This is a genomic window from Roseovarius sp. MMSF_3298, from assembly GCF_030733705.1.
GTDB lineage: Bacteria > Pseudomonadota > Alphaproteobacteria > Rhodobacterales > Rhodobacteraceae > Roseovarius > Roseovarius confluentis.
On record NZ_JASHIN010000013.1, the window covers coordinates 45,541 to 68,294 of the forward strand.

Sequence of the window (22,754 nt, forward strand, 5' to 3'; positions counted from 1 at the left end):
GGGGCCTGTCTTTTGTCTTTACTCGCAGGCCGCGGCGAAGCGCGCGGTCTTGTTCTCGACGCTTTCGACGGTCAGCGTGCAGCCGTTCTCAAGCTCGACTTCGGAGCCGGATTCTGCGGATTGCACGTTGAAACCATTTACGGCGAAGCGTACGGTATCGTCGGCAATCGAACTGACGAAGATGCGGATGTCGCCGTCGTTCAGCATCGCGGTAGAGCCGACGCCGAAGGTTTCGGTGTCTTCACTCGACGAGGAGCCACTGTCGCTGGAGCCTGAGCCACCTTCGCTGAGCTGAGCCTCGAGCGCGGCCACACGTTCCTCAAGCGCGGCGATCTTGTCTGCGCTGGATTGCGTGCCTTCGGAACCTTCGCTGCCGCTCTCGGAGGATGCGGCCTGCTCTTCGGAACCTTCGCTGCCACTCTCGGAAGATGCGGTCTGCTCTTCGGAGCCTTCGCTGTCGCTTTCGGAGGATGCGGTTTGCTCTTCGGAGCCTTCGCTGTCGCTCTCGGAAGAGGCTGCCTGCTCTTCAGAGCGTTCGCTGCCGCTCTCGGAGGATGCGGCCTGCTCTTCGGAACCATCGCTGCCGCTCTCGGAAGATGCGGTCTGCTCTTCGGAACCTTCGCTGCCGCTTTCGGAGGAGGCTGCCTGCTCTTCGGAACCTTCGCTGTCACTCTCGGAAGAGGCGGCTTGCTCTTCGGAACCTTCGCTGTCGCTCTCGGAAGAGGCGGCTTGCTCTTCGGAACCTTCGCTGTCGCTCTCGGAAGAGGCGGCTTGCTCTTCAGAGCCTTCGCTGCCGCTCTCGGAGGAGGCTGTCTGCTCTTCGGAGCCTTCGCTGTCGCTCTCGGAGGATGCGGCTTGCTCCTCTGAGCCTTCGCTGTCGCTCTCGGAAGATGCGGCCTGCTCTTCGGAACCTTCGCTGTCGCTCTCGGAAGAGGCGGATTGCTCTTCAGAGCCTTCGCTGCCGCTCTCGGAGGAGGCTGCCTGCTCTTCGGAGCCTTCGCTGTCACTCTCGGAGGAGGCGGCTTGCTCTTCAGAGCCTTCGCTGTCGCTCTCTGAGGATGCGGCCTGTTCTTCGGAACCTGCGCTGTCGCCTTCGGCAGAAGCGGCTTCTTCCTGGGAACTTTCGCCTTCAGCGGCTGCGGTTTCTTCCCCGGAGGTTTCGCTGTCACCTTCGGCAGACGCGGTCTCCTCCTCGGAGGTTTCGGTGCTGGCTTGGGCTGTCTGATCGCCCAGCGGTTCGGGTCTCGGGCGCAGGGCGGCAACGGCCAAAAGCACGGCCACGGCCGCGATCAGAACCCCGTAAATCAACTTGTCATTCAATGTTTCCACTCCCAGGTCTTAGTGTTTTCGATGCGCGAGTCGCTTTCAAACCATATGGGACGACCCGGCCAAACGGCAAATTTCCGGCGCGTATTCGCCCGTCAGGGGTTGGGGAACGGCTCAACTTCTTCCAATGGAAAATCCTGAAACGCCCACCCGTCCGTACCATCGGGGAACCAATAGACCTGCGAATGGTTCCATTCGATTGCGCGTTTCGCGGCGTTCCAGCTCATCCAGCACTCGGCGAGGCAGAAGAAAACGACCGGGCGGTCGGGGTCGCCCCCGGTGGCGTGATCCAGCCCGTCGCGGAAATAGGTGGCGGTGACGTCGGCCAGCGCACCGTAGCCTACATTGGGCAACCAGACCGCGCCCGGGATGCTGGGGCGGGGCTTGTCGCGCCAGATGGTGCCTTCGGGCAGGTTCTCGGGTTTCGGCGCGCGGGGGAGGACGTCGATGAAGGCGGCTTCGCCTGTTTCCCACAGGGCGTGCGCCTCTTCCGCGTCGATGACGGTGCCGCCCTCAAGCGTGGCAGGCACCGGGGCGCGGTAGTGGTCCATGCGGTAGTCGGAAGGTTCAGCCACGTCCTGGGCGGTGGCTGCGCTGGCGGCCCCGGCCGCGAGGGCGAGGGCCACCAGGAGCTGTTTCACTGGCCCGATTCCAGCATCTCATTGCCCATGTCGCTGACCAGCGGCACGCCGGCCTCGACCAGAAGCGCATTGATCTCGTCCTGGTGACGGCGGATGAGCGAATTCAGCTCGCGCTGCCAGACCTTTTCGCCCTGGCGCACGCCCATCGTGATGCGGAAAAACAGGCGCGGGGGCAGTTCCTCGTTGATGAGGGGGATCACCTTCATGCCGGGGTAATCCGCCTTGACCAGCGGGCCGCCGAGCGGGCCCCAGAGGATGGCGGCGTCGGTGTCGCCGGCCTTGAGATCGTCGAGCATGTTGATCGCCGGGTTCTCGTGCCGGCGGTCGACGACGAGGTTGTAGGGCTTGGCCTTGCCGATCAGCCCGTGCCGGGCGAGATGCGCAGACGGCGGCGTGCCGGCGATGATGCCGATGCGGGCGCCCTTCAGAGCGTCGTCGGTGAGGGTCTCGACCGAGGCGAGCGGGCTGTCCTGCGGGACGATCAGGGTGTAGACCGAGCTGAAGTAGTGGTTGGTGTTCAGCACCAGTTCGTGGCCCTGGGCGTAGCCCATCACGATGTCGCAGCGCTTGACCTTCAGCGTGTTGCGGATGAACCCCGTGGCCTGCGGATACCAGGTGTATTGCACCGGCAGGTCCAGCTTGGACGCGATCAGCTCGGCCAGCTTGTTCTCGTACCCCGTGCCCTCCTTGGTGGACATGGGGTAATTGGCCGGATCCGCGCAGACGCGCAGGGCGTTCTGCGACACGAGATCGGAAGTCTGGGCCGTCGCCGGCCCGGACATCATCAGCGCCGAAAAGCAAAGCGCCGCCGACCCGGTGAGGCGGGCGGCGGCGCGCAATGCTGCGGATTTAGCCCATGCAGGCATCTTCATCCTCTTGGATCGATTCTGACTTGGCTTCTTTCGAGCCGGGGCGTCCGCGCGGGACGGCCTCCATGCCGCGAGCCTTGAGATAGACGTAGATGTCGTCGAGATAGCACATCACGTTCGGGTTGTCGCCGAAGTGGGGCATGACGGAGTTGCCGTTGCCACGGCCGTTCACGACAACATCGTAGAAGTCGTAATAGCCCATGTGGACGGCGGAATTCTTGACTTTGGGGGCGTAGGACGAGCCTTCGCCATCGGGGCCGTGGCAGACGTGGCATTCGGCGTGATAGCGGCGGAAGCCCGAGAAGGTCAGCCAGTCGACGGTGCCGTCTTCGGCCACGTTGTATGTGGGCAGATCTTCCTCGTTGAAGTAGCGCCCGCCTTCTTCGTAGGCGACGGTCTCATCGTGGTTTGCAGGATCGACCGGCTGATCGCTCCAGTTCTGAGCCGAGGCGGTGATCGGCAGTGCGACCAGGGCCGAGGCGAGTGTCAAGCGGAGTCCGGTGCTCATGATGCGGTCATACCTTTCCTGTTTCGGGTACTGATAATGCGTTGTTTATCTTGGGCACGGGGCCGGCCTTCCCGAAGGAGGACCGGCCCCGGCTGTTGCGTAAACCTTAGTCCGGCAGAGCGAACACGGTCAGCTGGCCACCCAGTGCAGTGTAGTCGCTGAGAGCGGCGTAGCCACCCACGGCGCCCAGACCGTCATTGGGGTTGGTCAGACCGGCCGCGAGACCGATGCCGGCCCAGCCACCGACGCCCGAGAGGACGGCGACATACTGTTTGCCTTCACGCTCGTAGGTCATCACGTTGCCGATGATGCCCGAGGGTGTGCGGAACTTGTAGAGTTCCTCACCCGTGGAGGTGTCGACCGCCTTCAGGTAGCCCTCGAGCGTACCGTAGAAGGTGATGCCACCGGCGGTGGTCAGAGCACCGGACCAGACCGAGAACTGCTCGGGGTTGGACCACTTGATTTCGCCGTTGATGTTATCCCAGGCGATGAAGTTGCCCATGCCGCCATGGCTATCCGGGGCAGGGTACATCGACAGGGTCGCGCCCACATAGGGCTGACCTGCGGTGTAGCTGACGCGGAACGGTTCGTAGTCCATGCAGACGTGGTTGGTCGGGACCAGGAACAGCTGGGTTTCCGGGTCATAGGCCGCGGGCTGTTGGTCCTTGGTGCCAAGCGCCGCCGGGCAGATGCCGGTGGAGTTGACGTCTTCGCCGTTCTGCTCGGTGGAGTATTGCGCCACCACTTCGGGACGACCGTAGGTGTCGGACTCGGGGTCCATGTCGACGCCGGAGGTCCAGTTCACGACCGGGTCGTACTTTTCGGCGACCAGAAGTTCACCCGACACACGGTCCATCGTGTAGGCCAGACCGTTACGGTCGAAGTGGGTCAGAAGCTTGCGCTCCTCGCCGTCAATTTCCTGCTCCGTGAGGATCATTTCGTTGACGCCGTCGTAATCCCACTCGTCATGCGGGGTCATCTGGTAGAACCACTTGGCCTCGCCCGTGTCGATGTCGCGGGCCATGACGGTCATGGACCAGCGGTTGTCGCCGGGGCGCTGCGAGGGGTTCCACGTCGACGGGTTGCCGGTGCCGTAGTACATCAGGTTCTCTTCGAGATCCGCCGAGTACCAGCCCCAGGTGGTGCCGCCGCCGATTTGCCACTGGTCGCCTTCCCAGGTGTTGGTGCCGGAGTTTTCACCGACAGGCTCACCCAGATGGGTCGTGTTCTCGGGGTCCACGAGGATGTCCTCGTCAGGGCCCATCGAGTAGGCGCGCCAGGCTTGGCTGCCGTCCGACATGTTGTAGGCGGTCACGTGACCACGCACGCCGAACTCACCGCCCGAGATGCCGACGATGACCTTGTCCTTGACCGGAAGAACGGTCGCGGTGTTGGTCTCGCCGATGGACGGGTCGCCGTTGACGACTTCCCATTCGACCGAACCGTCGTCGGCATTGAGAGCCACGACCTTGGTGTCGGCCTGGTGCAGGAAGATCTTGCCGTCGGCATAGGCCACACCGCGGTTCACGGTGTCACAGCACATCACCGGAATGACGTCCGGATCCTGCTTGGGCTCGTACTTCCACTTGATCTTGCCTTCGTCGGCCAGGTCGAGCGCGTAGACGATGTTCGGGAAGGGCGTGTGGACATACATGGTGTCGCCCACGACGAGCGGCGAGCCTTCGTGACCGCGCAGCACGCCGGTCGAGAAGGTCCACGCGACCTGCAGGTCACCCACGTTTTCCTTGTTGATCGTATCCAGCTTGGAATGGCGCTGGTTCTTGTAGTCGCCCGTCTGGATCGCCCATTGGCTGGGGTCGTCCATCTGCGTGACAAGGTCGTCATTGGCGACGGCCATGCCAGCGCAGAGCGCCAGACCCGAAGTTAAAAGCATAAGCTTCTTCATTGTAGTCCTCCCATGAAAGCAGCGGTCTTCCGCCGCATTGGAATGGCCGATTTATCGACCGTTAAAGCGGGGGTCCCAAGCTCTCTCCTTCGAGGAGCCCCCGCGTCTCGGACGTGCCGCGTTATTCGCCGGTCGAGGCGAGGTACGCGATCACGTTCATTCTTTCTTCTTCCTTGCGCAGACCGGCGAAGGCCATCTTGGTGCCCTTGGCATAGTCGCGCGGTTTTTCGAGGAAGGCCGCCAGTTCTTCCGGCGTCCACTCCTTGCCCTCCGCGCCCATCTCGGCGAGCACGTCGGAATAGTCGAAATCTTCATTCGCCGCGACGGGTGAGCCGACGATGCCGGTCAGCACCGGGCCGACCTTGTTCTTGGCGCCTTCGCCCACGGCGTGGCAGGCCATGCATTTGCGGAACACTTTTTCACCGGCTTCGGCGTCGCCTTCGACGTCTTGCGCAAAGCCCAGTGCGGGCGTGGTGGCCAGGATGCTGGCGGCGAGGATGGTACGAATGGTCAAGTTGATGTCTCCCTAGTCAACAGTGTCAGTACACACATCATTGCAGCAGGCGTTCGGCGTGCCACGAAACATGGTCGGCAGCGAAGGTCTGCACGAAAAAGTAAGAGTGGTCATAGCCCGGTTGGATCCGGATCTGGCCCGGCTGGCGGCGTTTGGCCATCGTGTCGGCCAGCGCCTCGGGTTTCAGCAGGTCGAGAAACTGGTCGCTCGATCCCTGGTCGATCAGCACGTCGCCTTTCCAGCCGTGTTCTTCCAGCAGCAGCGTGGAATCGTGTTGCGCCCAGGTGCTTTCGTCGTCGCCCAGATAGGCACTGAGCTGCTTGCGCCCCCAATCCGAGCGGGTCGGATTGGCGATTGGCGCGAAGGCCGAGAGCGACTCGAACTTGTCGGGGTTGCGCATGGCGATGGTCATGGCACCGTGCCCACCCATGGAGTGCCCGGTGATACCGTGACGGTCCTGCACCGGTTGGGTTTCCATGATGATCGAGTAGAGCTCGTTCACGATGTAGTCGTACATGCGATAATGCTGCCGCCACGGGTCGCAGGTGGCGTTGACGTAAAAGCCTGCCCCCTGGCCCAGATCATACGCCTCGTCATCCGCCACGTTCTCGCCCCGGGGCGAGGTGTCGGGGAACACCAGCGCGATGCCTTCCCGCGCTGCGTGTTCCTGAAAACCGCCCTTGGTCATGGCGTTTTCGTGGTTGCAGGTCAGGCCCGACAGGTACCAAAGCACCGGAACCGGGCCATCCTTGGCCTGCGGAGGCTGGTAGACAGCGTAGGTCATCTCGCAGGCACATGTGTTGGAACTGTGCTTGTAGACGATCTGTTCGCCGCCGAAGCTCCTGTTCTGAGAGACGACCTCGTGGGACAAATCAGAACTCCACCACGGCGCGGATCGATTTGCCTTCGTGCATCAGTTCGAACCCGTGGTTGATCTCGTCAAGCGTCAGCTTGTGGGTGATCATGGGGTCGATCTCGATCTTGCCGTCCATGTACCAGTCAACGAATTTCGGAACGTCGGTGCGGCCCTTGGCGCCGCCGAACGCGGTGCCTTTCCAGACCCGACCGGTGACCAGCTGGAAGGGACGGGTGGAGATCTCGGCGCCCGCGGGGGCCACGCCGATGATGACCGAGCAGCCCCAGCCGCGGTGCGAGCATTCCAGCGCGTCGCGCATCACCTTCACGTTGCCGGTGGCATCAAAGGAATAGTCCACGCCGCCGATCTGATCATTGCCCCGCTTGGTCATGTTCACGATCTCCTGGACCGTGTTGTCGACCTTGGTGGGGTTCACGAAATGGGTCATGCCGAACTTCTTGGCCATCTCGGCCTTGTCGTCGTTCAGGTCGACGCCGATGATCATGTCACAGCCCGCCATGCGCAGGCCCTGGATCACGTTGAGGCCGATGCCGCCGAGACCGAAGACCGCGGCGGTCGAGCCGATTTCGACGCCGGCGGTGTTGATCACCGCGCCGATGCCGGTGGTCACGCCGCAGCCGATATAGCAGATCTTGTCGAAGGGCGCGTCGTCGCGCACCTTGGCCAGCGCGATTTCGGGCATGACCGTGTGGTTGGCGAAGGTCGAGCAGCCCATGTAATGGTGGATGGGCGTACCATCCAGCATCTTGAACCGCGTGGTGCCGTCGGGCATCAGGCCCTGGCCCTGGGTATTGCGGATCGCCGTGCAGAGATTCGTCTTGCCCGAGAGGCAGGACGCGCATTCACGGCATTCGGGCGTGTAAAGCGGGATCACGTGATCGCCGGGCTTGAGCGTGGTGACGCCTTCGCCGACTTCCATCACCACGCCGGCGCCCTCGTGGCCCAGGATGGCGGGGAAGATGCCTTCGGGGTCGTCGCCCGAGCGGGTAAATTCGTCGGTGTGACAAAGGCCAGTGGCCTTGATTTCCACCAGAACCTCGCCGGCCTTGGGGCCTTCGAGTTCGACTTCCATAATTTCCAGTGGTTTGCCGGCCTCGAGGGCCACGGCAGCTTTAGTGCGCATGATAGTGTATTTCCTCCCGTTCGCGCCGCAGACAGGCACGTGATTCAAAGCTATGGTAGGGGGCGGCAATGCCGCGGCACAATTAGTACCTTGGTTGGTATTCCATTGTGAACCCTTGCCGGGGATGGATGGGCGTGTTCCCATGGGACCAAGGGAGGATCGTATGAGGACGTTTGTTTTAACGGCATTTGCCGGCTTTTTGGGCGCCGCCGCCCCGGCAATGGCGGAAGATTTCTCGGATCCGACATGGCCTTGCGTGCAGCGCAAGGTCGAAACCTTGTCGCTGGGGCTGATGTGGCCCATCGCGTTGCCGGAAGACGAGGTCGAGGATCCGGCGCTGGCGGCGGGAATCAGGGACCTTGCAGGCACTTTGGCCGTGCGGCGGCTGGAGATGGACACGCTGCGGCAGGCGGCCGAAGAGTTTACGGATCGCTGGCCCGAGGACACGGAAGCCAACCTTGGCCGGGCCTTTGCGCAGACATTCAAGTCGCTCAACACGCGACGGTCGCAGATCATCAACGGAATCGCGGATTTCTCTCTGGGGCAGATCGCACTGGCCGAGAAGATCGACGAGATGCGGCTGGAGATGGATACGGCGCTGGAAGCGGAGAACCCGGATTTTGACCGCGTCGATGAATTGGAGGAAAAGCTGGATTGGGACCAGGTGATCTATTCCGACCGGCAGCAGTCGATCACGTATCTTTGCGAGACGCCGCAACTGATCGAAAAGCGGCTCTTTGCCATCGCGCAGATGCTGCAGGGCGTGGCGAAGGAAAAGGAATAGGCGCTATTCCCACTCCAATTCGGTGAAGGCGACGGTGGCGTTGCGCGGGTTGTAGGCCTCGAAAAGCTGCCACTTGTCCGCCTCGCTTTCCGCGATCGTGGTGACGGCCTCGCCCAGACGGGTGCCTCTTGCAATGGCCGCGCGGGTGTCGTCGCGCAGGGTTTCCAGATAGCGGCGTTGGTCCTCGGCGCCTTGCGGCCAGTCCAGAACCGGGCCGCCATGCCCCGGGACGATGCGGCTGACCTCCCACTTTTGCAGTTGGTCCAGAACTTCGAGCCACCCGAGGACGCTGCCATCGAGCGCGGGGGTGTGCGTGTGAAAGACGAGGTCGCCGGTAAAGAGCGTGCCGGTCGCTTCGTCCAGCACCGTAAGGTCATTGCCGGTATGGGCCACCGGCCATGCGTGAAGGGTAAGGGTGCGCCCGCCTAGGTCGATCTGCATGGGCGTATCGGGCGGCACGGTGATGTCGGGCTTTGGCGCGGTCGAGCCTATGAAGGCGGGACCGATCAGGCGCGTCAGGCTTTCCGCGTAATTGGCCTGCCTGTCGGCGAGCGCGCGAGGCAGTGCGGCGTGGGAGGCAACCTGTGCCGCGGTGGTGCTGAAGGCATCTGTGCCCAGCACGTGATCGGGGTGCATGTGGGTCAGGATCACATGGCTGACGGGCTTGTCGGTCTGTTGGCGGATGGCGCGCCAGAGCGTCTCGCCGATCCAGCGGGCAGAGCCGGTGTCGATCACGGCGACGCTGTCTTGGCCGACGATAAAGCCGAGATTCGCGACGTCACCGCGATTGTCCGTGTCTGGTTCTTCGACCCGCCCCAAATGGGCGAAAACGCCCGGTGCGATCTCGGTCATCTCGAGCGCCGGGCCAACGGGGGCACAGCGTGGTTCTTCGTATGTCTTTGAAAGTTCGGGCAGTTGCGCCTCGCACTCGGCCTGTGTGGGAGCCTCGTAATTCGCCAGAAGCATGTCGCGGCAGGCCGGTTCGCCCCCCTCAGAGGCAAGCGCAATACAGGCTGTGACGACGACCTCGAACATGGCCGGATCTTGCCACACGCGATCGTGAGGTCCATGCCCCATTTCGTATAAGTGGATTTTGCCGCTGTTTCGTGGCATAAAGCGGACGCACTGCGGGAGGAGACCGTATGAGACATGCGATTGCATCCGCTCTGGCACTGGGGCTTGTGGCCTCTGCCGGGTGGGCCGAGGAGGCGGTCAAGAACCCCTTGACCGAAAGCCCGACCTGGCAGGATCTGCGCTATGACGTGCTGGGCGAGGCCACGCTGGAGGAGGCGCAGGGCCCGCTCAGCGTTGAGGCGCCGTACCGTGCCCATGACGCGGCGACCGTGCCGGTGCACCTGAAACAAACCGATCCGGAGGCGCAGATCGAGTCGGCCATAGTAGTGATTGACGAGAACCCCGCGCCGGTGGCAGGGGAGTTCACGTTCGGGCCCAGTATGGGGCAACTCGATTTCGAGATGCGCGTGCGGGTCAACCAATATTCCAACGTGCGGGTGATTGCCGAGACCGAGGATGGCCTCTACATGACCGGGCGGTTCGTCAAGGCATCGGGTGGCTGTTCTGCCCCGGCCTCGAAGGATCCCGAGCAGGCGCTGGCGGGCATGGGCCGGATGAAGCTGCGCAGCTTTGGTGAGACGGCGGCGGTATCGACGCCGCGGCGCGAGGCGCAGGTCATGATCCGGCATCCGAATTATTCGGGGCTTCAGCGGGATCAGATTACGCAACTGTTCATCCCGGCGCATTTCATCGACACGATCGAGGTGCGGCAGGGTGACGAAATGCTCTTCTCGATGACGGGCGGGATTTCGATCTCGGAAAACCCGTCATTCCGGTTTTTCTACAATGACAACGGATCGACCGACTTGACTGTGAAGGCCACGGATACCGAGGGTAACGTGTTCGAAAGCACCTTGCCGAAATCGCTGGACGGCTGACCAAGGCTTGACCTTCACGATGCAAAACGCGCGTGCCGGAATGCCGGCACGCGCGTTTTTTTGTCATCTACGGCGAGGGCGCTGTCAGGCAGCGATCGTCATGTCCGACTTTTTTCCATTCTTAGACGCCTTGCCGAAGAACGTGTCGTGGAGCGCCTTGATCGCCGGATCGCGGTCTTCGCGTTCGAGGATGAACTGCGTATCGACGTGTCGCGGGCCTTGGGTGGCTCCCAGCGAGGCCATGCCGTTGTCGTCCAGTGCCTGCAGGCCACGCTGCAGCGTGCTGAGCCCATCGAGATCGCGGCCGATAACGGAGACCAGTGCAAGCTTGCGATTGCGGATCTCGGACTGCGGATATTTCTCCGCCAGATCGTCGGCTACCTTTCGCATGGCTTTGACTGAAGCGTCGACATAGTGCGTGATGGTGTTGGCGTTGGACGCCTTCGACACGATGCGCACGTCATGACGCGTCAGGGCGTCCAGAATCGCGGCGTCGTAGCCTTTGACGCCGACCATGTCCTGTTCGAACACTTCCAGCGCGATGATGTCGAGGCCGGTGACCATCTCGACCGCCGGGGTTTCGGCGGGTTGATCGTCGATGACCGTGCCGGGCTCTTCGGGCTCGAATGCGTTGGTAACGCGCAAGGGCACGCCCGCCTGGCGCAGGGTCTTGGCGGCAGAGGGGTGGATCGCTTCCATCCCGAGGTTCGCCATCTGGTCGGCCACGTCATAGTTGGTGTGCCCCAGGGTGCGCACGTTCTCGGCGCCGACCAGCTTGGGATCGGCGGAAGAGAGGTGGAACTCCTTGTGGATAATCGCCTCGCGGGCGCCTGTGAGGGCCGCCATCTGCGAGAACGTGACCTCGGAATAGCCGCGGTCGAATTCCTTCATCAAGCCCTCGCGGCACTGGGCGTAGCCGGTGACGATGGGCATCTCGGTGGCCGGGTCGACGCTGGCCATTGCGTTGTTGATGCGCTCGTCCAGATTCACTTCGCCATCTTCGCGCCAGCCTGTCAGGTCCACGGCGCGGGCGTTGACACCGGCCCGTTTCAGCACCAGTGCGGCCACGTGCGCGCTGTGCGCTTCGCCAAGGCCCGAAAGCAACTCGCGAATATGCATCAGGTGCGCGTTCAGCCGGAAATGGCCGTAGGAGCACAGGCGCTGCAGGTCGATCAGACAGTTGCGCGCGCCTTCGATACGCTCATTGACGAAGGCGGTTGCCTGGGCGATGTCGCCCGGGTGCTCCAGCACGTCTTCATGCGCCTTGATCATGGCGCGGCAGGCCCGTGTCAGTGCATCGTGCCAGCCGTGATCGTCTTCGGCGTCCGCGAAAGCGGCATAGGCTCCATCCTCGCCCGATTTCTTGTGCTCCAGCAGCATGTCTGTGATGCCACCGAAGGCCGAAACGACGAAGATGCGTCCGTATTGCGGCTCTCCGTCCTTGATGAACAGCGTATCACGCAGTTCGTGCAGGCGGGACATGGACGTCCCGCCGATTTTTTCCACTGTGTGGGTCATTGGTTCACGCCTCGGCGGCTTCGGGCGCCGCGTAAGAGCCATCTTCGCGATGGACCTCGTTGCCGGTGACCGGCGGGTTGAAGCAGCAGGCCATGACCAGCTCTTCGGTGGCGCGCAGGATGTGGCGGTCATGCTTGTCCAAGGCATACATGACGCCGGGCTTGATCTCGTGGGTTTCGCCGGTGGCGATGTCGGTGATCGAGCCGGTGCCTTGCATGCAATAGACGCTCTCGAAGTGGTTCTTGTATTCGAACGTATGTTCGGAACCGGCCTCAAGGAAGGTGATGTGGAACGAAAAGCCCATGTTGTCATCGGCCAGCAGCATCCGCACGCTTGTCCAGTTGGCGTCCGAAACGACGCGGTCTTTTTCGTTCTCGGTGATCTTGTTGAAGTCTCTGACGATCATTTCGGTTACTCCGCAGCGATGTTGTGGCCTTCGACGCAGGTCGAGGCAGCTTTTTCCAGGATATCGAGGCCCTTTTCGAACAGCTCGACCGGAATGGTCAGCGGCGCGAGTACCTTGACGACTTCGTCGAAGCTGCCCGAGGTCTCGATGATGAGACCGTTGCGGAACGCTTCGCCGCATATCTGCTCGGCCAGCTCGCCCGAGCCGACATCCACGCCGCGCATCATGCCGCGGCCCTTGAGCCTGGCGCCCGGCACCATGTCCGCGATGCGTTGAAGGCGCGTCTCGAGGATCTTGGCCTTTTCGGCGATCTCGTTCTTGAAGGTGTCGTCCGACCAGAACTTCTCGAGCGCGACGCGGGCGGTGACGAAGGCATGCGTGTTGCCCCGGAACGTGCCGTTGTGTTCGGCCGGTTTCCAGATGTCGAGTTCGCGGCGGATCAACAGCGCGGCGAAAGGCAGGCCGAAGCCGGACAGCGATTTCGCCAGCGGGATCATGTCGGGCTGCACGTCCATGTCGTCGAAGCTGAAAAAGCTACCCGCGCGGCCGATGCCGGCCTGGATATCGTCGACGATCAAAAGAATTTCGTGCTTCTTGGCGAGACGGCCAAGACGTTCGACCCACTCCTTGGAGGCGGCGTTGAGACCGCCTTCGCCCTGAACCAGTTCAACCAGGAAAGCCGCGGGGGCGTCGATGCCTGACGACGGGTTGTCGAGCATCATTTCCATCTGTGCGATCGTGTCGACGTCGTCGCCGAACGCGCCTTCGTAGGGCATCCGGTTCACATCGGGAAGCGACACGCCCCCCGCGCCACCACGTTTCCCGGCATTGCCGGTAGCTGCCAATGCGCCCATGGTCATGCCGTGGAAGCCGTTGGTGAAGGCGATGATGTCGCGGCGGCCGGTGACCTTGCGCGCGAGTTTCAGCGCGGACTCGACGGCGTTTGTGCCGGTCGGACCTGTCATCATGATTTTGTGGTCCATGCCACGCGGCTCAAGGATCAATTTCTCGAAGGTCTCAAGGAACTGCGCCTTGGTATCGGACATCATGTCGAGCCCGTGGGCGATACCGTCATTCGAGATGTGCTCGAGCAGGGCCGCCTTCATGTCGGGGTCGTTGTGACCGTAGTTCAGTGAAGAACAGCCGGCCAGAAAGTCGATATAAGTGCGACCGTCCACATCGGTCATCTCGGCGCCGGATGCGGAGGTGAACACGGTGTCGAACCCGCGGCAGTAGCTGCGGGCCTCGGATTCACGACGTTCAAATACAGGTTTATGGGAGGTGTTCGTAGACATACGACCTCTCTTTCAGTGTCAGAATTTGAGGGGAGTTGGGGAGGTGGCCCCGTTTCAGGCCACCTTTGCCAGCTCTTCAGCCAGCGGAATCGTCACGAGGTTCTCCGTCTTGCTTTGGCCGTTGAAGTGCTCGTCTTTCTCATAATACGCCTCAGCATCGAGATCGGTTCCACACTCTTCGGCAAATTTCCGGAATAGTGCCCAGGACGCGTCGTTGTCCGACGTGATCGTCGTCTGGATCTTGTTGACGTCCGCGCACGCCTCGCGCTGCAATGCTTCTTTCAGCATCAGTGAGCCAAGGCCCATACCGCGCGCATCCTCAGATACCGCGACCTGCCAGATGAACAGCGTTTCGGGGTCGCTCGGAATCACGTGACCGGAGACCCAGCCAACGGGCTTGCCTTCGATTTCGGCCAGAACGCAAGTATCCGAAAAGTGATCGCACTGAATCAGGTTGCAGTACATCGAGTTCTCGTCGAGCGGCTTGCATTCGCGCACGAGCTCCCAGATTTCCGAGCCGTCCGTCGGTTCAGGCTCGCGAAGGGTCGGAACGATTTCTTTTGCAAGGTCGCGGGGCATGTTTGTATCTCCGATTTGCTTTGGCTTACTAAGTAGCATCGGTGTGGTGGTACTTCAAGTGACTAAGTATATTTTTTGTTAGGCTTACTAATTTTCCAAAAAAACCCTTATTTTTAGTGGTGAAATGCTTTGCTTATAGCAGTGATTTCAGTACTGTCTGGTTAAGAACCCTAATTAAAGGGGGCTTCACAAACCAATTTAGAGTGTATATGTTTAGCTATTCTAACGAAACGCTAAAGGTAGGAATGGACCGCATCGATACCTCTTTAGTCGCACTCAGACGCATTCTTCGCGCGACCGATCTGTTCGGTCGCGAGGTTAAGCAGTCCGCCGGGGTTACCCCCGCGCAGTTCCGGGTTTTGCAGATCATAGGCGAGACCGGACAGGCAACGGCGACCGCGATATCATCGCGAATGCGTGTCACACAGGCGACCGTGACCTCGCTGGTGGACAAGCTGGTGAACGAGGGCATGGTGCTGCGTGAAAAATCCCAACGGGATCGGCGTCAGACCAACATTCACCTGACCGCAAAGGGGCGTGATACGCTGGCCAAGGCGCCAGATCCCCTGCAACAGCGCTTCGTGCGCAAATTTTCGGTCATGGAAGATTGGGAGCAGGCGATGCTCGTGTCGAGCCTTGAACGTGTGGCGGCGATGCTGGACGCGGACGAACTTGATGCCGCGCCGGTGCTGGATTCAGGCGACTTCAAGCAACTTGGTGACGGCTGAGGCGCGACACGTCACTTGACCACTCTGGCCACATTGGGTGTCAGACGTGGTCTATGCTTTGCCAGATTTGCTCGATCTGGGTGCCGAGCATCATTGGGTCCACCGGCTTCGTTATCACGGCGACGGCACCTTTTTCACGCAATTGTTTTGAAAAGGAATCCTCGGCCTTCGCGGTCAGGAAAACGGTGGGTATGTCCGCCAGTCCCGGCGTGGCGGTAATCGCGTGCCAGACATCCTCGCCCGACATGTCGGGCATCATCACATCCAGCAAGAGCATCTGTGGATTGACCCCGGCCGCGGCCTCGACCGCGTCCTGGCCGGTTGCAAACTGGTGCACGTCAAAGGACCCGACAATTTCAAGCGCCATCTTTATGATCACGCGAATATCGTCGTCGTCATCGACATGAAGGATCGTTTGCAAAGGTTGCCGCATCACGCATGTCTCGCTTTTGGGGGCGTTGGGAAAGGTCACTACGTGAGCCATGTCTAACTCGCCGCCACAGTTGCAGTGTCACGCGAATCTGTACAGAGGACAAGGTGGGAGGGCACACGAAATTGGAACGTACTGCCTTGGCCCACCTCGGATTTGAAAGCGACTGTATAGTCGAGGCGCTGGGCAATGGCCGACACGATGGCGAGACCGAGGCCGGTGCCGGGCCGCTTGGTTCCGTCGCCGGCGCGCGCTTGCGAAAATGGCTTGAACAACATCCGGTTCTGGTCTTCCGAGATGCCGGGGCCCTGGTCGGTCACGGAAATGACGATGCCGTCCTCGGTCCCGGAAATGCCTATGCGCACGCTGGCGCCTTTCGGCGAATACTTGATCGCATTGGAAGCAAAATTGGTGACGATCTGGGCGATACGCTCGGGGTTGCCCATCACCACGGCGTTCTGCAAATCGCTTTCGATATCGAGCCGGACGTCGTTTTCAAGCGCCGCGCCGGCGATCAGTTCGACGGTATCGTTGACGCATTCGACGATGTCCATCTCGCTGCTCGAAAAGTCCATCTTGTTGCTGTTTATCTTCTCGAGATCGAGAATGTCGTTGACGATCGACAGAAGGCGGTCGGTGTTGCGGGCAGCAATGTCGATCACGCTTTGGGTGTTGGAATCCAGTTCGGACACCGCGCCGGCCTTCAGCAGGCGCAGCGCGCCGTGGATCGAAGTGAGCGGTGTCCGCAATTCGTGGCTGACCGTCGAGACTGTCTGCACCTTTTCCGCCTGCGAGCTTTTGCGGGTCGAGATGTCGCGCAGGACGGAGACGAAGAAATCGCCCTCGTCGGGGGTGCGCAAAAGGCGCGTGGAGACTTCGATTGGGCCGGTATGGTGAACGAGTTCGAGTGTGATCGCATCCTGCTCGCCGAGCAGAAGGGGGGCGGCAGCACGTGAAAAGGACTTGGTGTCGAATGTCGCGGAGGTGTCGCTGATGCATTTCGCGCGAGCCTCGTCCAGGGTCCAGCCGTGGCGGGCGCAGGCGGCGGCATTCATGTACCTTATGCGGAGCGTGTCAGTGGCATAGACGTAGACGCCGTCCTGGAGGGTCTCGAGTACCGTTTCGAGAAACGGCAGATCGGTCAGGCCGGTACTGTCGATCCCGGTCTCGGCGGGCCCTGATCCTTTGGCGTTACATTCTTGAGCGTGTGCATTTTGTTGCATTGATGCCCTTTCGTGCCGTGCTGAATGCCGACAGTAAAACAGTGAATGGAGGTCGTGGTCTTGTTTGGGCTGGAAAAAGGAAAACTTTAGGCAATTGGCAGGACAACTGGTCTGACCTGACGGGTCAGGCGGCCAGTTCCAGTTTCTGAGATTTGATGGGAAGGGTGATAATGAATGAGCTGCCGTGTCCCAACTCGCTTTCGACCGAGATGGACCCACCGTGAAGTTCCACGAGTTCGCGGGTGATGGCCAAACCCAACCCGGTGCCGGAGTTGCGCCGGGTGACAGAGGTGTCGACCTGCACGAACTGATCGAAGATCTGGTCCAGCTGGTCGGCGGGTATCCCACAGCCGGTGTCGCGCACTGTGATCCGTACATGGGTATCGTCACTGTCCGATGACAGGTGGACCCCGCCGGTTTCGGTGAACTTGATCGCGTTGCCGACGACGTTGATCAGGGACTGTCGCAGGCGCTTGGCGTCGGCGGCGATGGGAAGGGGGGCGACATCCGAGGTCAGCGAAATGCCCTTTTCGGCGGCCTTGATCCCGAAATTCGAAGTGACGGTCTTGACGATGTCCTTGAGATCGAGCGGTTCAATGCGAAGGTCGACGGTTTCGGCCTCGAGCTTGGCGCGGTCGAGCACGTCGTTGATCAGGCCAAGAAGGTGATCGCTGGAGCTGGTGATGCGGCCCGACATGCCGGCCACGTCGTTGCGCAACAAGTCGAGCGCGCGGTTGCATTCGGCCTCGCCCGCGCCTGTGCGCAGGGCCTGTTTGAGTGCCTTGAAGCCGGGCAGGATTTCGATGTTTTCCAAGAAGCGGGCATAGCCGATGACCGAGGTAAGCGGCGTGCGCAATTCGTGGCTTATGATGTTGAGGAAGTTGTTCTTGGCGCGGTTGGCCGCCTCGGCGCGTTCGCGCGACTGCTTGAGTTCGGTAATGTCCACACGGAACCCCACTGTGTTGCCATCCGGCGAACGGGCTTCGGCCACCTTGAGCCAGCGACCATCGCCCAGTTTCTGCTCGATCGGTTCGGTGGGGTTGAAATGCTTGGCAAGCCGTTCTTTCAGCCACGCATCCTCGCGACCGATGGCGTCCTTGTACTGGCCGTTCCTGAGCCCCTCGCGCAGAATGTTCTCAAAGGTGTTGCCCGGGAATATCGCGTTGCGCGAGAGGTCATAGTAAGACAGGTATTTTTCATTCGCGAAGACCAGGCGGTCTTGCTGGTCGAAAAGCGCGAAACCGTCGTCGATGGAGTTGATGGCCGAGCGCAGCTGGCCTTCGGCGATGCGTTTGGAGCGGTACATCGACCAGAGCGCCAAGAACATCGCTCCAAGGGCCGAGCTGCCCAGTAAGCTCAGCACCCAGACATAGTGTTCCATCCGATGCTGTTCGGGCCAGCCCAAAGACGGCACAAGACCGATTTGCCAGATGCTGCTGTCTGTCGGCACTTCGCGCAAGATTGGGTTGTCGTCAAAGATGCCTTTCGCGCCGTATTTCATTTTGCCTGGCGAAAGGTCCGAGGTCAGGCTGCGGATCGCGATGTCATGGGTCTCAATGCCGTGATCTTGATATATCTGGGTTATCAGTTGCTCGCGGTTGACAACGACCGAGATGATACCGGACGCGATGCGGGACATATCTTCGCGAGACTTTGGGTAGTACGGGGTGCGCTGGATGAATGCTGTGCCCCCTTGAACGAGATTGACCGGGCCTTCCAAAGATGCCTTGCCCGTGCGCAGAGCGTCGCGCACGGCCATGAACTGCGTGGGTACCAAGCGATAGTCGAGGCCAATCGCCTTTTCGTTTCCGGCCATGGGGTAAACTTGCTCGATGACGTAACCGCGGGATCGTCCGACGAGCAGGATCTCAGGGGTCGTCCCGATCAGAGGTGCGACCAGGTCCTGATACTCCTGCTGCGTGAGGTCGGGCTTTTGTTCGATCGCGTAGCGGATCGCACGGGCGATCACGTCGACCTTGGTCAACTCGCGTTGCAAGGCGCCTGCGATGGCGTCGGCGTTCTTGCCCACGTCGTCCTTGGCCGCCTGCCGGGCCAGCTCCAGAAAGCGGGTATTGGCCTGGGTGGCGACGAGCGCGGTCGAGACCAGCACCGCGATGATCGTAAGGCCCACCGCGATCGGAAATTCGCGGAGTTTGAAAACCTTCTTCAGTCTTGCGGCATGGCTTGGCACTTCAAACCCCTTTTGTGCGCTAATTCTTGACTATGGAGTCTGCGGCGCCGGGCGCCGCGGGGTGCATCAGGTTTCGGTCAGGTGATCTTCCAGCAGGTCGAGGAAATCCTCGATCCGGCGGTCAAGTTCGGCCCGGTCTTTCGGCGAGAGCGCCCGGCCCTCGGCCCACCCAGCGTGCTCTTCCAGAGTGCGGGCGCGGGTCGAGACCTCGTCCAGACCAAGGCTTCCGGCGACGCCGCAGATGCGGTGCGCTTCGAATTTCAGGGTGTCGAGCGCCGTATCGCTGGCCGAGGCAAACGCCAGTCGGGCCGTCTCGATCCGGCAGATACGCTCGTCGAGCCCGGCGCAGAAATCGCGGCGCATCACGGCAAGAGCCTGTTCCATCTTGGAGCGGGTCGCGTCATTTTCCGGCAAGGCGCGGCGGACGGGCGCGGTCATGCGATGGCCTGCAGGTTGTGCGCGGCACGGGTGCCTTCAGACCCCCGCGCGGCAGCGCGCGCGCGCGCGATCAGGGTGGTCGGGCAGTGAGTCCGAAACAGCCCGGTGCGCACGGGTGCGCCGGTTTCCAGCTGCGGCAGGGTCATGTCGATGGCCGAGAAGCGCAGGCGAAGAGCTTCGAGCTCGTGCGCGAGGTTCTCCTTGATCTGATCGATATCGACATGCGCCCGGTCGACCAGCAGGGCCACGATATCGCCGTTGCCGGGGCAGGTAAGCATGTGTGGAAAGGCCGACAGCGCCCGCGACACGGCCTGTGCCATGTCGCCGATCAGAACGGCGTAATAGGTGGGGTCCATCTTCTGGAAATAGCGGTCCGCCTGCTGCAGGCTGAAGCCGATCGCCGAGGACTGGCGAAGGCGGATATTGCCTTGCTTGAGAAGAAAGTTCTCCATCGACATCACGCTGACGGCGCCGGGCACGTCGTCGAGGATGATCTCGCCGCCGAATTCGGCGGAGGGGAAGAGGATGGCTTCCTGCTTGAGCACGTGTTCGTGGAGCAGGCGGGCCTGGGCGCGTTCGGCTTGAATGTTGCGGGCCATCTCGAGACGGATCTTCAATTCGACCATTTCGAGCGGCTTGGTGATGTAGTCGTTCGCGCCGGCCATGAAGGCGGCGTCGATCGACGCCTTGTCGGTCAGGGCCGAGAGCATCACGATGGGCGTTGCCTGATGATGCGGGATGGCGCGCAGTCTACGGACCAGTTCGATACCATCCATCGGCATCATGCGAATGTCGACGATGAAGCATTCGACCGGGTTGGTCCGGGCCGCCGCGATATCCAGCGCCTCGGGGCCGGTGAAAGCGGTTTCGACGTTTTGATATCCAAGCTGTTCAAGCCGTGCTCTGAGAAGATCGCAGAAAATCGGCTCGTCATCTATCGCAAGTATACGCATTGTCACTCATTCCTGATCAGTTTTCTGCTCGCGTTCTGATTGTTCATAACCAATTCGGGCAAAAGTTTGTCGCGTTCACGGAGAAAGATGATTTTTCTTAAACTTTTCGCGTTTAAGTGTCGCGGAGGCCGCACCTGTTCCCTGGCTCAGGTGCCGGGCGTATCGCCGGCGGCGACGAGGGCGATTTCGCCGGTCCAGTTGCGTCGCAGATGGGTCGCCGCTTGCCAGGCGCGCAGGCCGGAGCGGCAGGCAAAGACGGTCCGGGCGCCGTCGGGCGGGGTGAGGCCGGGGCCGTTTCTGAACGCCTCGAGGCCGATACGTCGCGCGTGGGGGCAGACCGGCGCGGGCGCTTCATCCGGGGGGCGCAACTCGACCACGAGATCGCTTGCTGTGATCTGGTCGGCGGCGATGAAACGCAGGTCGGCAACGGGCTCGGGCGCCGCATCGAAGCGAAAGCTGCTGCTCCGGTAGGTCTGCATGTCGACCGTCACGACTTGGCCCAGGGGCGAGGGCACTTGACCGGTCAGACAGGCCAGAGCCATCTGCGCTTGCGCCGCACCGATCATGCCGACGACCGGGCCCATGACGCCCGCCGTGGCACAGCTGGCAGCACGGTCGGGCAGGTCGGGGAAGATGGCGCGCAACGAGGGCGCAGTGCCGCAGAACCCGCCCGCATAGCCCGATACGCCCAAGACCGAGGCGCTGATGAGCGGCACGCCCGCGGCGAGGCAGGTGTCGGACAGGATATAGCTGACCGCGAAACTGTCGGCGCAATCCAGCACAAGTGTCGCCTGCGCCACAAGGTCGGACACGTTGACCGGATCGAGCGGGGCGAAGACGGTGTCGATGTTACAGTCGGTGTTGAGGCGGCGCAGGGTGCCGGCGGCTGCCTCGACCTTGGGACGGTCGATATCAGTCTCGCGAAAGAGCGTCTGGCGGTGCAGGTTCGTGAGCGAAACCGTATCGCCATCAACCAGCGTCAGCCTCCCCACGCCGGCACCGGCCAGGTATTGCAGGACAGGCGCGCCCAGCCCGCCAGCGCCGACCACCAGCACATGCGCCGCCTCCAATGCGGCCTGTCCGGCCTCACCCATCCCGGGCAGGCAGGTCTGGCGGGCGTAGCGGTTCATCTTGTCGCCGCCAGCCATTCGCGCACCCGCGTCTCGGGGCTGTCGTTGAGGGTGATATCGGTGACCGCCGCCACAACGTCGGCGCCGGCGGCAAAGGCGCCGGGCGCGCGGTCGACGGACATGCCGCCGATGGCGATCAGGGGCAGGTCGCCGATCAGGCCGCGCCATTGTGTCAGACGGTCGAGGCCCTGTTCGTGCCACCTCATCTTTTTCAGGATCGTGGGATAGATCGGGCCGAGCGCGATATAGTCGGGCTTTAATGCCAGGGCACGGTTGAGCTCGGTCTTGTCATGGGTGCTTATGCCAAGGCGCAGGCCGGCCTCGCGGATGGCGGAAATGTCAGCAGTATCAAGGTCTTCCTGCCCGAGGTGAATGTAGGCGCAGCCGGTTTCGATGGCTTCGCTCCAATGGTCGTTGACGATGAGCGTGCTGCCATGGGCGTCGCAGACCGCCTTGGACCGCAGGATATGGTCGCGCAGGGTATCGGGTGCGGCATCCTTTACGCGCAGTTGCACCAGCTTGATGCCAAGAGGCACGAGGCGTTCGATCCAGTCGGCGCTGTCGAATATGGGATAGAACGGGTCGAGCCTCATTCGAGGAAGGCCTTGCCGATCACGGGGGTCGAGGGGGCGGCCATGTCGCGCGGCTCCATCGGGTCGGCGGATTGGGCGAGTTTCCCGGCCTTGAGGGCAAGAGCGAAGGCTTCGGCCATCGCCGCCGGGTCGCCCGCCTTGGCCACGGCGGTGTTGAGGAGGATGGCGTCATAGCCCAGCTCCATCGCGGTCGTTGCCTGCGAGGGCAGACCCAGACCTGCGTCGATCACCAGCGGCACGTCGGGGAAATGCGCCCGCAGCGCGCGCAGGCCGAAGATGTTGTTCAGGCCCAGACCCGAGCCGATGGGCGAGCCCCAGGGCATCAGCACTTCGCAACCGGCGTCGAGCAGGCGGTCCGCCACGACGAGATCCTCGGTGGTGTAGGGAAAAACCTGGAAGCCGTCCTCGGTCAGGATGCGCGCGGCCTCGACCAGGCCGAACACATCGGGTTGCAGGGTGTCTTCCTCGCCGATGACCTCCAGCTTGATCCAGGGCGTGTCGAACACCTCGCGCGCCATGTGTGCGGTGGTCACGGCTTCCTTGACGCTGTGGCAGCCAGCGGTGTTGGGCAGGATATGCACGCCGAGATCGCGGATCAGGTTCCAGAAATCCTGGCCTGCGCGGTCCTGCCCGCTTTCGCGGCGCAGGGACACGGTGGCGACGCTGGCACCGCTGCGCCGGAACGCCTCGGCCAGGATGGCGGGTGAGGGGTATTGCGCGGTGCCCAGCATGAAGCCGTTGGCAAGCGTGGTGCCGTAAAAGTTGCGCAT

Annotated in this window: 24 protein-coding genes; 3 read left to right on the plus strand and 21 right to left on the minus strand. The window is 61.9% G+C overall.

Features of this window, described 5'->3' with window-relative positions:
• Positions 1 to 18 precede the first annotated feature (18 nt).
• From RBB18_RS12940 to RBB18_RS12975, 8 genes are all read right to left on the minus strand, one after another.
• Entirely contained in the window at positions 19 to 1,320 is a 1,302-nt protein-coding gene (locus tag RBB18_RS12940) for a hypothetical protein (protein ID WP_306121250.1), read from the minus strand.
• 101 nt (positions 1,321 to 1,421) lie between these two features.
• On the minus strand, positions 1,422 to 1,967 hold the full coding sequence (locus tag RBB18_RS12945) for a PQQ-dependent catabolism-associated CXXCW motif protein (RefSeq protein ID WP_371931649.1): 546 nt from the start codon (positions 1,965 to 1,967) through the stop codon (positions 1,422 to 1,424).
• Positions 1,964 to 2,833: a substrate-binding domain-containing protein gene (locus RBB18_RS12950; RefSeq protein WP_371931650.1), complete on the minus strand. Its 870-nt coding sequence runs from the start codon at positions 2,831 to 2,833 to the stop codon at positions 1,964 to 1,966. Before RBB18_RS12950 ends, RBB18_RS12945 begins: the two co-directional genes overlap by 4 nt.
• On the minus strand, positions 2,817 to 3,344 hold the full coding sequence (locus tag RBB18_RS12955) for a c-type cytochrome, methanol metabolism-related (protein ID WP_103764934.1): 528 nt from the start codon (positions 3,342 to 3,344) through the stop codon (positions 2,817 to 2,819). The genes RBB18_RS12950 and RBB18_RS12955 overlap by 17 nt, the downstream gene beginning before the upstream one ends.
• A 106-nt stretch (positions 3,345 to 3,450) precedes the next feature.
• Positions 3,451 to 5,250 (minus strand): methanol/ethanol family PQQ-dependent dehydrogenase, encoded by a 1,800-nt coding sequence (locus RBB18_RS12960; protein WP_274594568.1) that lies wholly within the window; start codon positions 5,248 to 5,250, stop codon positions 3,451 to 3,453.
• Between the two features lie 121 nt (positions 5,251 to 5,371).
• A complete protein-coding gene (locus tag RBB18_RS12965) occupies positions 5,372 to 5,764 on the minus strand; it encodes a cytochrome c family protein (RefSeq protein ID WP_371931651.1) in 393 nt (130 codons plus the stop codon).
• Positions 5,765 to 5,801: 37 nt separating this feature from the next.
• The gene (gene fghA / locus RBB18_RS12970) at positions 5,802 to 6,635 is read right to left on the minus strand and encodes an S-formylglutathione hydrolase (RefSeq protein WP_103764936.1); all 834 of its coding nucleotides are present in this window, start codon (positions 6,633 to 6,635) and stop codon (positions 5,802 to 5,804) included.
• Between the two features lies 1 nt (position 6,636).
• Positions 6,637 to 7,764 (minus strand): S-(hydroxymethyl)glutathione dehydrogenase/class III alcohol dehydrogenase, encoded by a 1,128-nt coding sequence (locus RBB18_RS12975; protein ID WP_103764937.1) that lies wholly within the window; start codon positions 7,762 to 7,764, stop codon positions 6,637 to 6,639.
• A gap of 163 nt (positions 7,765 to 7,927) precedes the next feature.
• Between RBB18_RS12975 and RBB18_RS12980 the strand changes: the two genes are divergently transcribed.
• A complete protein-coding gene (locus tag RBB18_RS12980; RefSeq protein ID WP_103764938.1) occupies positions 7,928 to 8,548 on the plus strand; it encodes a hypothetical protein in 621 nt (206 codons plus the stop codon).
• Positions 8,549 to 8,551: 3 nt separating this feature from the next.
• On the opposite strand, the gene RBB18_RS12985 is transcribed toward RBB18_RS12980, so the two are convergent.
• Entirely contained in the window at positions 8,552 to 9,583 is a 1,032-nt protein-coding gene (locus RBB18_RS12985) for a quinoprotein relay system zinc metallohydrolase 2 (RefSeq protein WP_306111252.1), read from the minus strand.
• Positions 9,584 to 9,690: 107 nt separating this feature from the next.
• On the opposite strand from RBB18_RS12985, the gene RBB18_RS12990 reads away from it, so the two are divergent.
• Positions 9,691 to 10,500, plus strand: a complete 810-nt coding sequence (locus RBB18_RS12990; protein ID WP_306111253.1) for a quinoprotein dehydrogenase-associated SoxYZ-like carrier — start codon at positions 9,691 to 9,693, stop codon at positions 10,498 to 10,500.
• Positions 10,501 to 10,584: 84 nt separating this feature from the next.
• Here the strand turns inward: RBB18_RS12990 and RBB18_RS12995 are convergent, their stop codons facing one another.
• From RBB18_RS12995 to ectA, 4 genes are read right to left on the minus strand one after another with little or no spacing between them, the layout of a single operon-like run.
• On the minus strand, positions 10,585 to 12,018 hold the full coding sequence (locus RBB18_RS12995) for an aspartate kinase (protein ID WP_103764941.1): 1,434 nt from the start codon (positions 12,016 to 12,018) through the stop codon (positions 10,585 to 10,587).
• 4 nt (positions 12,019 to 12,022) lie between these two features.
• Positions 12,023 to 12,424 (minus strand): ectoine synthase, encoded by a 402-nt coding sequence (locus RBB18_RS13000; protein ID WP_103764942.1) that lies wholly within the window; start codon positions 12,422 to 12,424, stop codon positions 12,023 to 12,025.
• Between the two features lie 5 nt (positions 12,425 to 12,429).
• Entirely contained in the window at positions 12,430 to 13,719 is a 1,290-nt protein-coding gene (ectB, locus tag RBB18_RS13005) for a diaminobutyrate--2-oxoglutarate transaminase (protein ID WP_103764943.1), read from the minus strand.
• A gap of 54 nt (positions 13,720 to 13,773) precedes the next feature.
• Positions 13,774 to 14,298: a diaminobutyrate acetyltransferase gene (gene ectA / locus RBB18_RS13010; protein ID WP_103764944.1), complete on the minus strand. Its 525-nt coding sequence runs from the start codon at positions 14,296 to 14,298 to the stop codon at positions 13,774 to 13,776.
• A 245-nt stretch (positions 14,299 to 14,543) separates the two neighbouring features.
• Here ectA and RBB18_RS13015 point away from each other — a divergent pair, with 245 nt between their 5' ends.
• A complete protein-coding gene (locus RBB18_RS13015; RefSeq protein ID WP_103764945.1) occupies positions 14,544 to 15,026 on the plus strand; it encodes a MarR family winged helix-turn-helix transcriptional regulator in 483 nt (160 codons plus the stop codon).
• A 40-nt stretch (positions 15,027 to 15,066) separates the two neighbouring features.
• Here the strand turns inward: RBB18_RS13015 and RBB18_RS13020 are convergent, their stop codons facing one another.
• From RBB18_RS13020 to RBB18_RS13055, 8 genes are all read right to left on the minus strand, one after another.
• Positions 15,067 to 15,510 carry a response regulator gene (locus tag RBB18_RS13020; protein ID WP_306111254.1) on the minus strand — a complete coding sequence of 148 codons (444 nt, stop codon included), beginning with the start codon at positions 15,508 to 15,510 and terminating at the stop codon, positions 15,067 to 15,069.
• Positions 15,511 to 15,512: 2 nt separating this feature from the next.
• On the minus strand, positions 15,513 to 16,679 hold the full coding sequence (locus RBB18_RS13025; protein ID WP_306111255.1) for a PAS domain-containing sensor histidine kinase: 1,167 nt from the start codon (positions 16,677 to 16,679) through the stop codon (positions 15,513 to 15,515).
• A gap of 124 nt (positions 16,680 to 16,803) precedes the next feature.
• Positions 16,804 to 18,870 carry an ATP-binding protein gene (locus RBB18_RS13030; RefSeq protein ID WP_306111256.1) on the minus strand — a complete coding sequence of 689 codons (2,067 nt, stop codon included), beginning with the start codon at positions 18,868 to 18,870 and terminating at the stop codon, positions 16,804 to 16,806.
• A 66-nt stretch (positions 18,871 to 18,936) separates the two neighbouring features.
• Positions 18,937 to 19,308, minus strand: a complete 372-nt coding sequence (locus tag RBB18_RS13035; RefSeq protein WP_306111257.1) for an Hpt domain-containing protein — start codon at positions 19,306 to 19,308, stop codon at positions 18,937 to 18,939.
• Positions 19,305 to 20,261, minus strand: coding sequence for a response regulator transcription factor (locus RBB18_RS13040; RefSeq protein WP_103764949.1), 957 nt, complete (start codon positions 20,259 to 20,261; stop codon positions 19,305 to 19,307). Before RBB18_RS13040 ends, RBB18_RS13035 begins: the two co-directional genes overlap by 4 nt.
• A 146-nt stretch (positions 20,262 to 20,407) precedes the next feature.
• Positions 20,408 to 21,409: a HesA/MoeB/ThiF family protein gene (locus tag RBB18_RS13045; protein WP_306111258.1), complete on the minus strand. Its 1,002-nt coding sequence runs from the start codon at positions 21,407 to 21,409 to the stop codon at positions 20,408 to 20,410.
• Entirely contained in the window at positions 21,388 to 21,984 is a 597-nt protein-coding gene (locus tag RBB18_RS13050; RefSeq protein ID WP_306111259.1) for a thiamine phosphate synthase, read from the minus strand. The genes RBB18_RS13045 and RBB18_RS13050 overlap by 22 nt, the downstream gene beginning before the upstream one ends.
• Complete coding sequence (locus tag RBB18_RS13055) at positions 21,981 to 22,754, minus strand: thiazole synthase (protein WP_306111260.1); 774 nt, start codon at positions 22,752 to 22,754, stop codon at positions 21,981 to 21,983. Before RBB18_RS13055 ends, RBB18_RS13050 begins: the two co-directional genes overlap by 4 nt.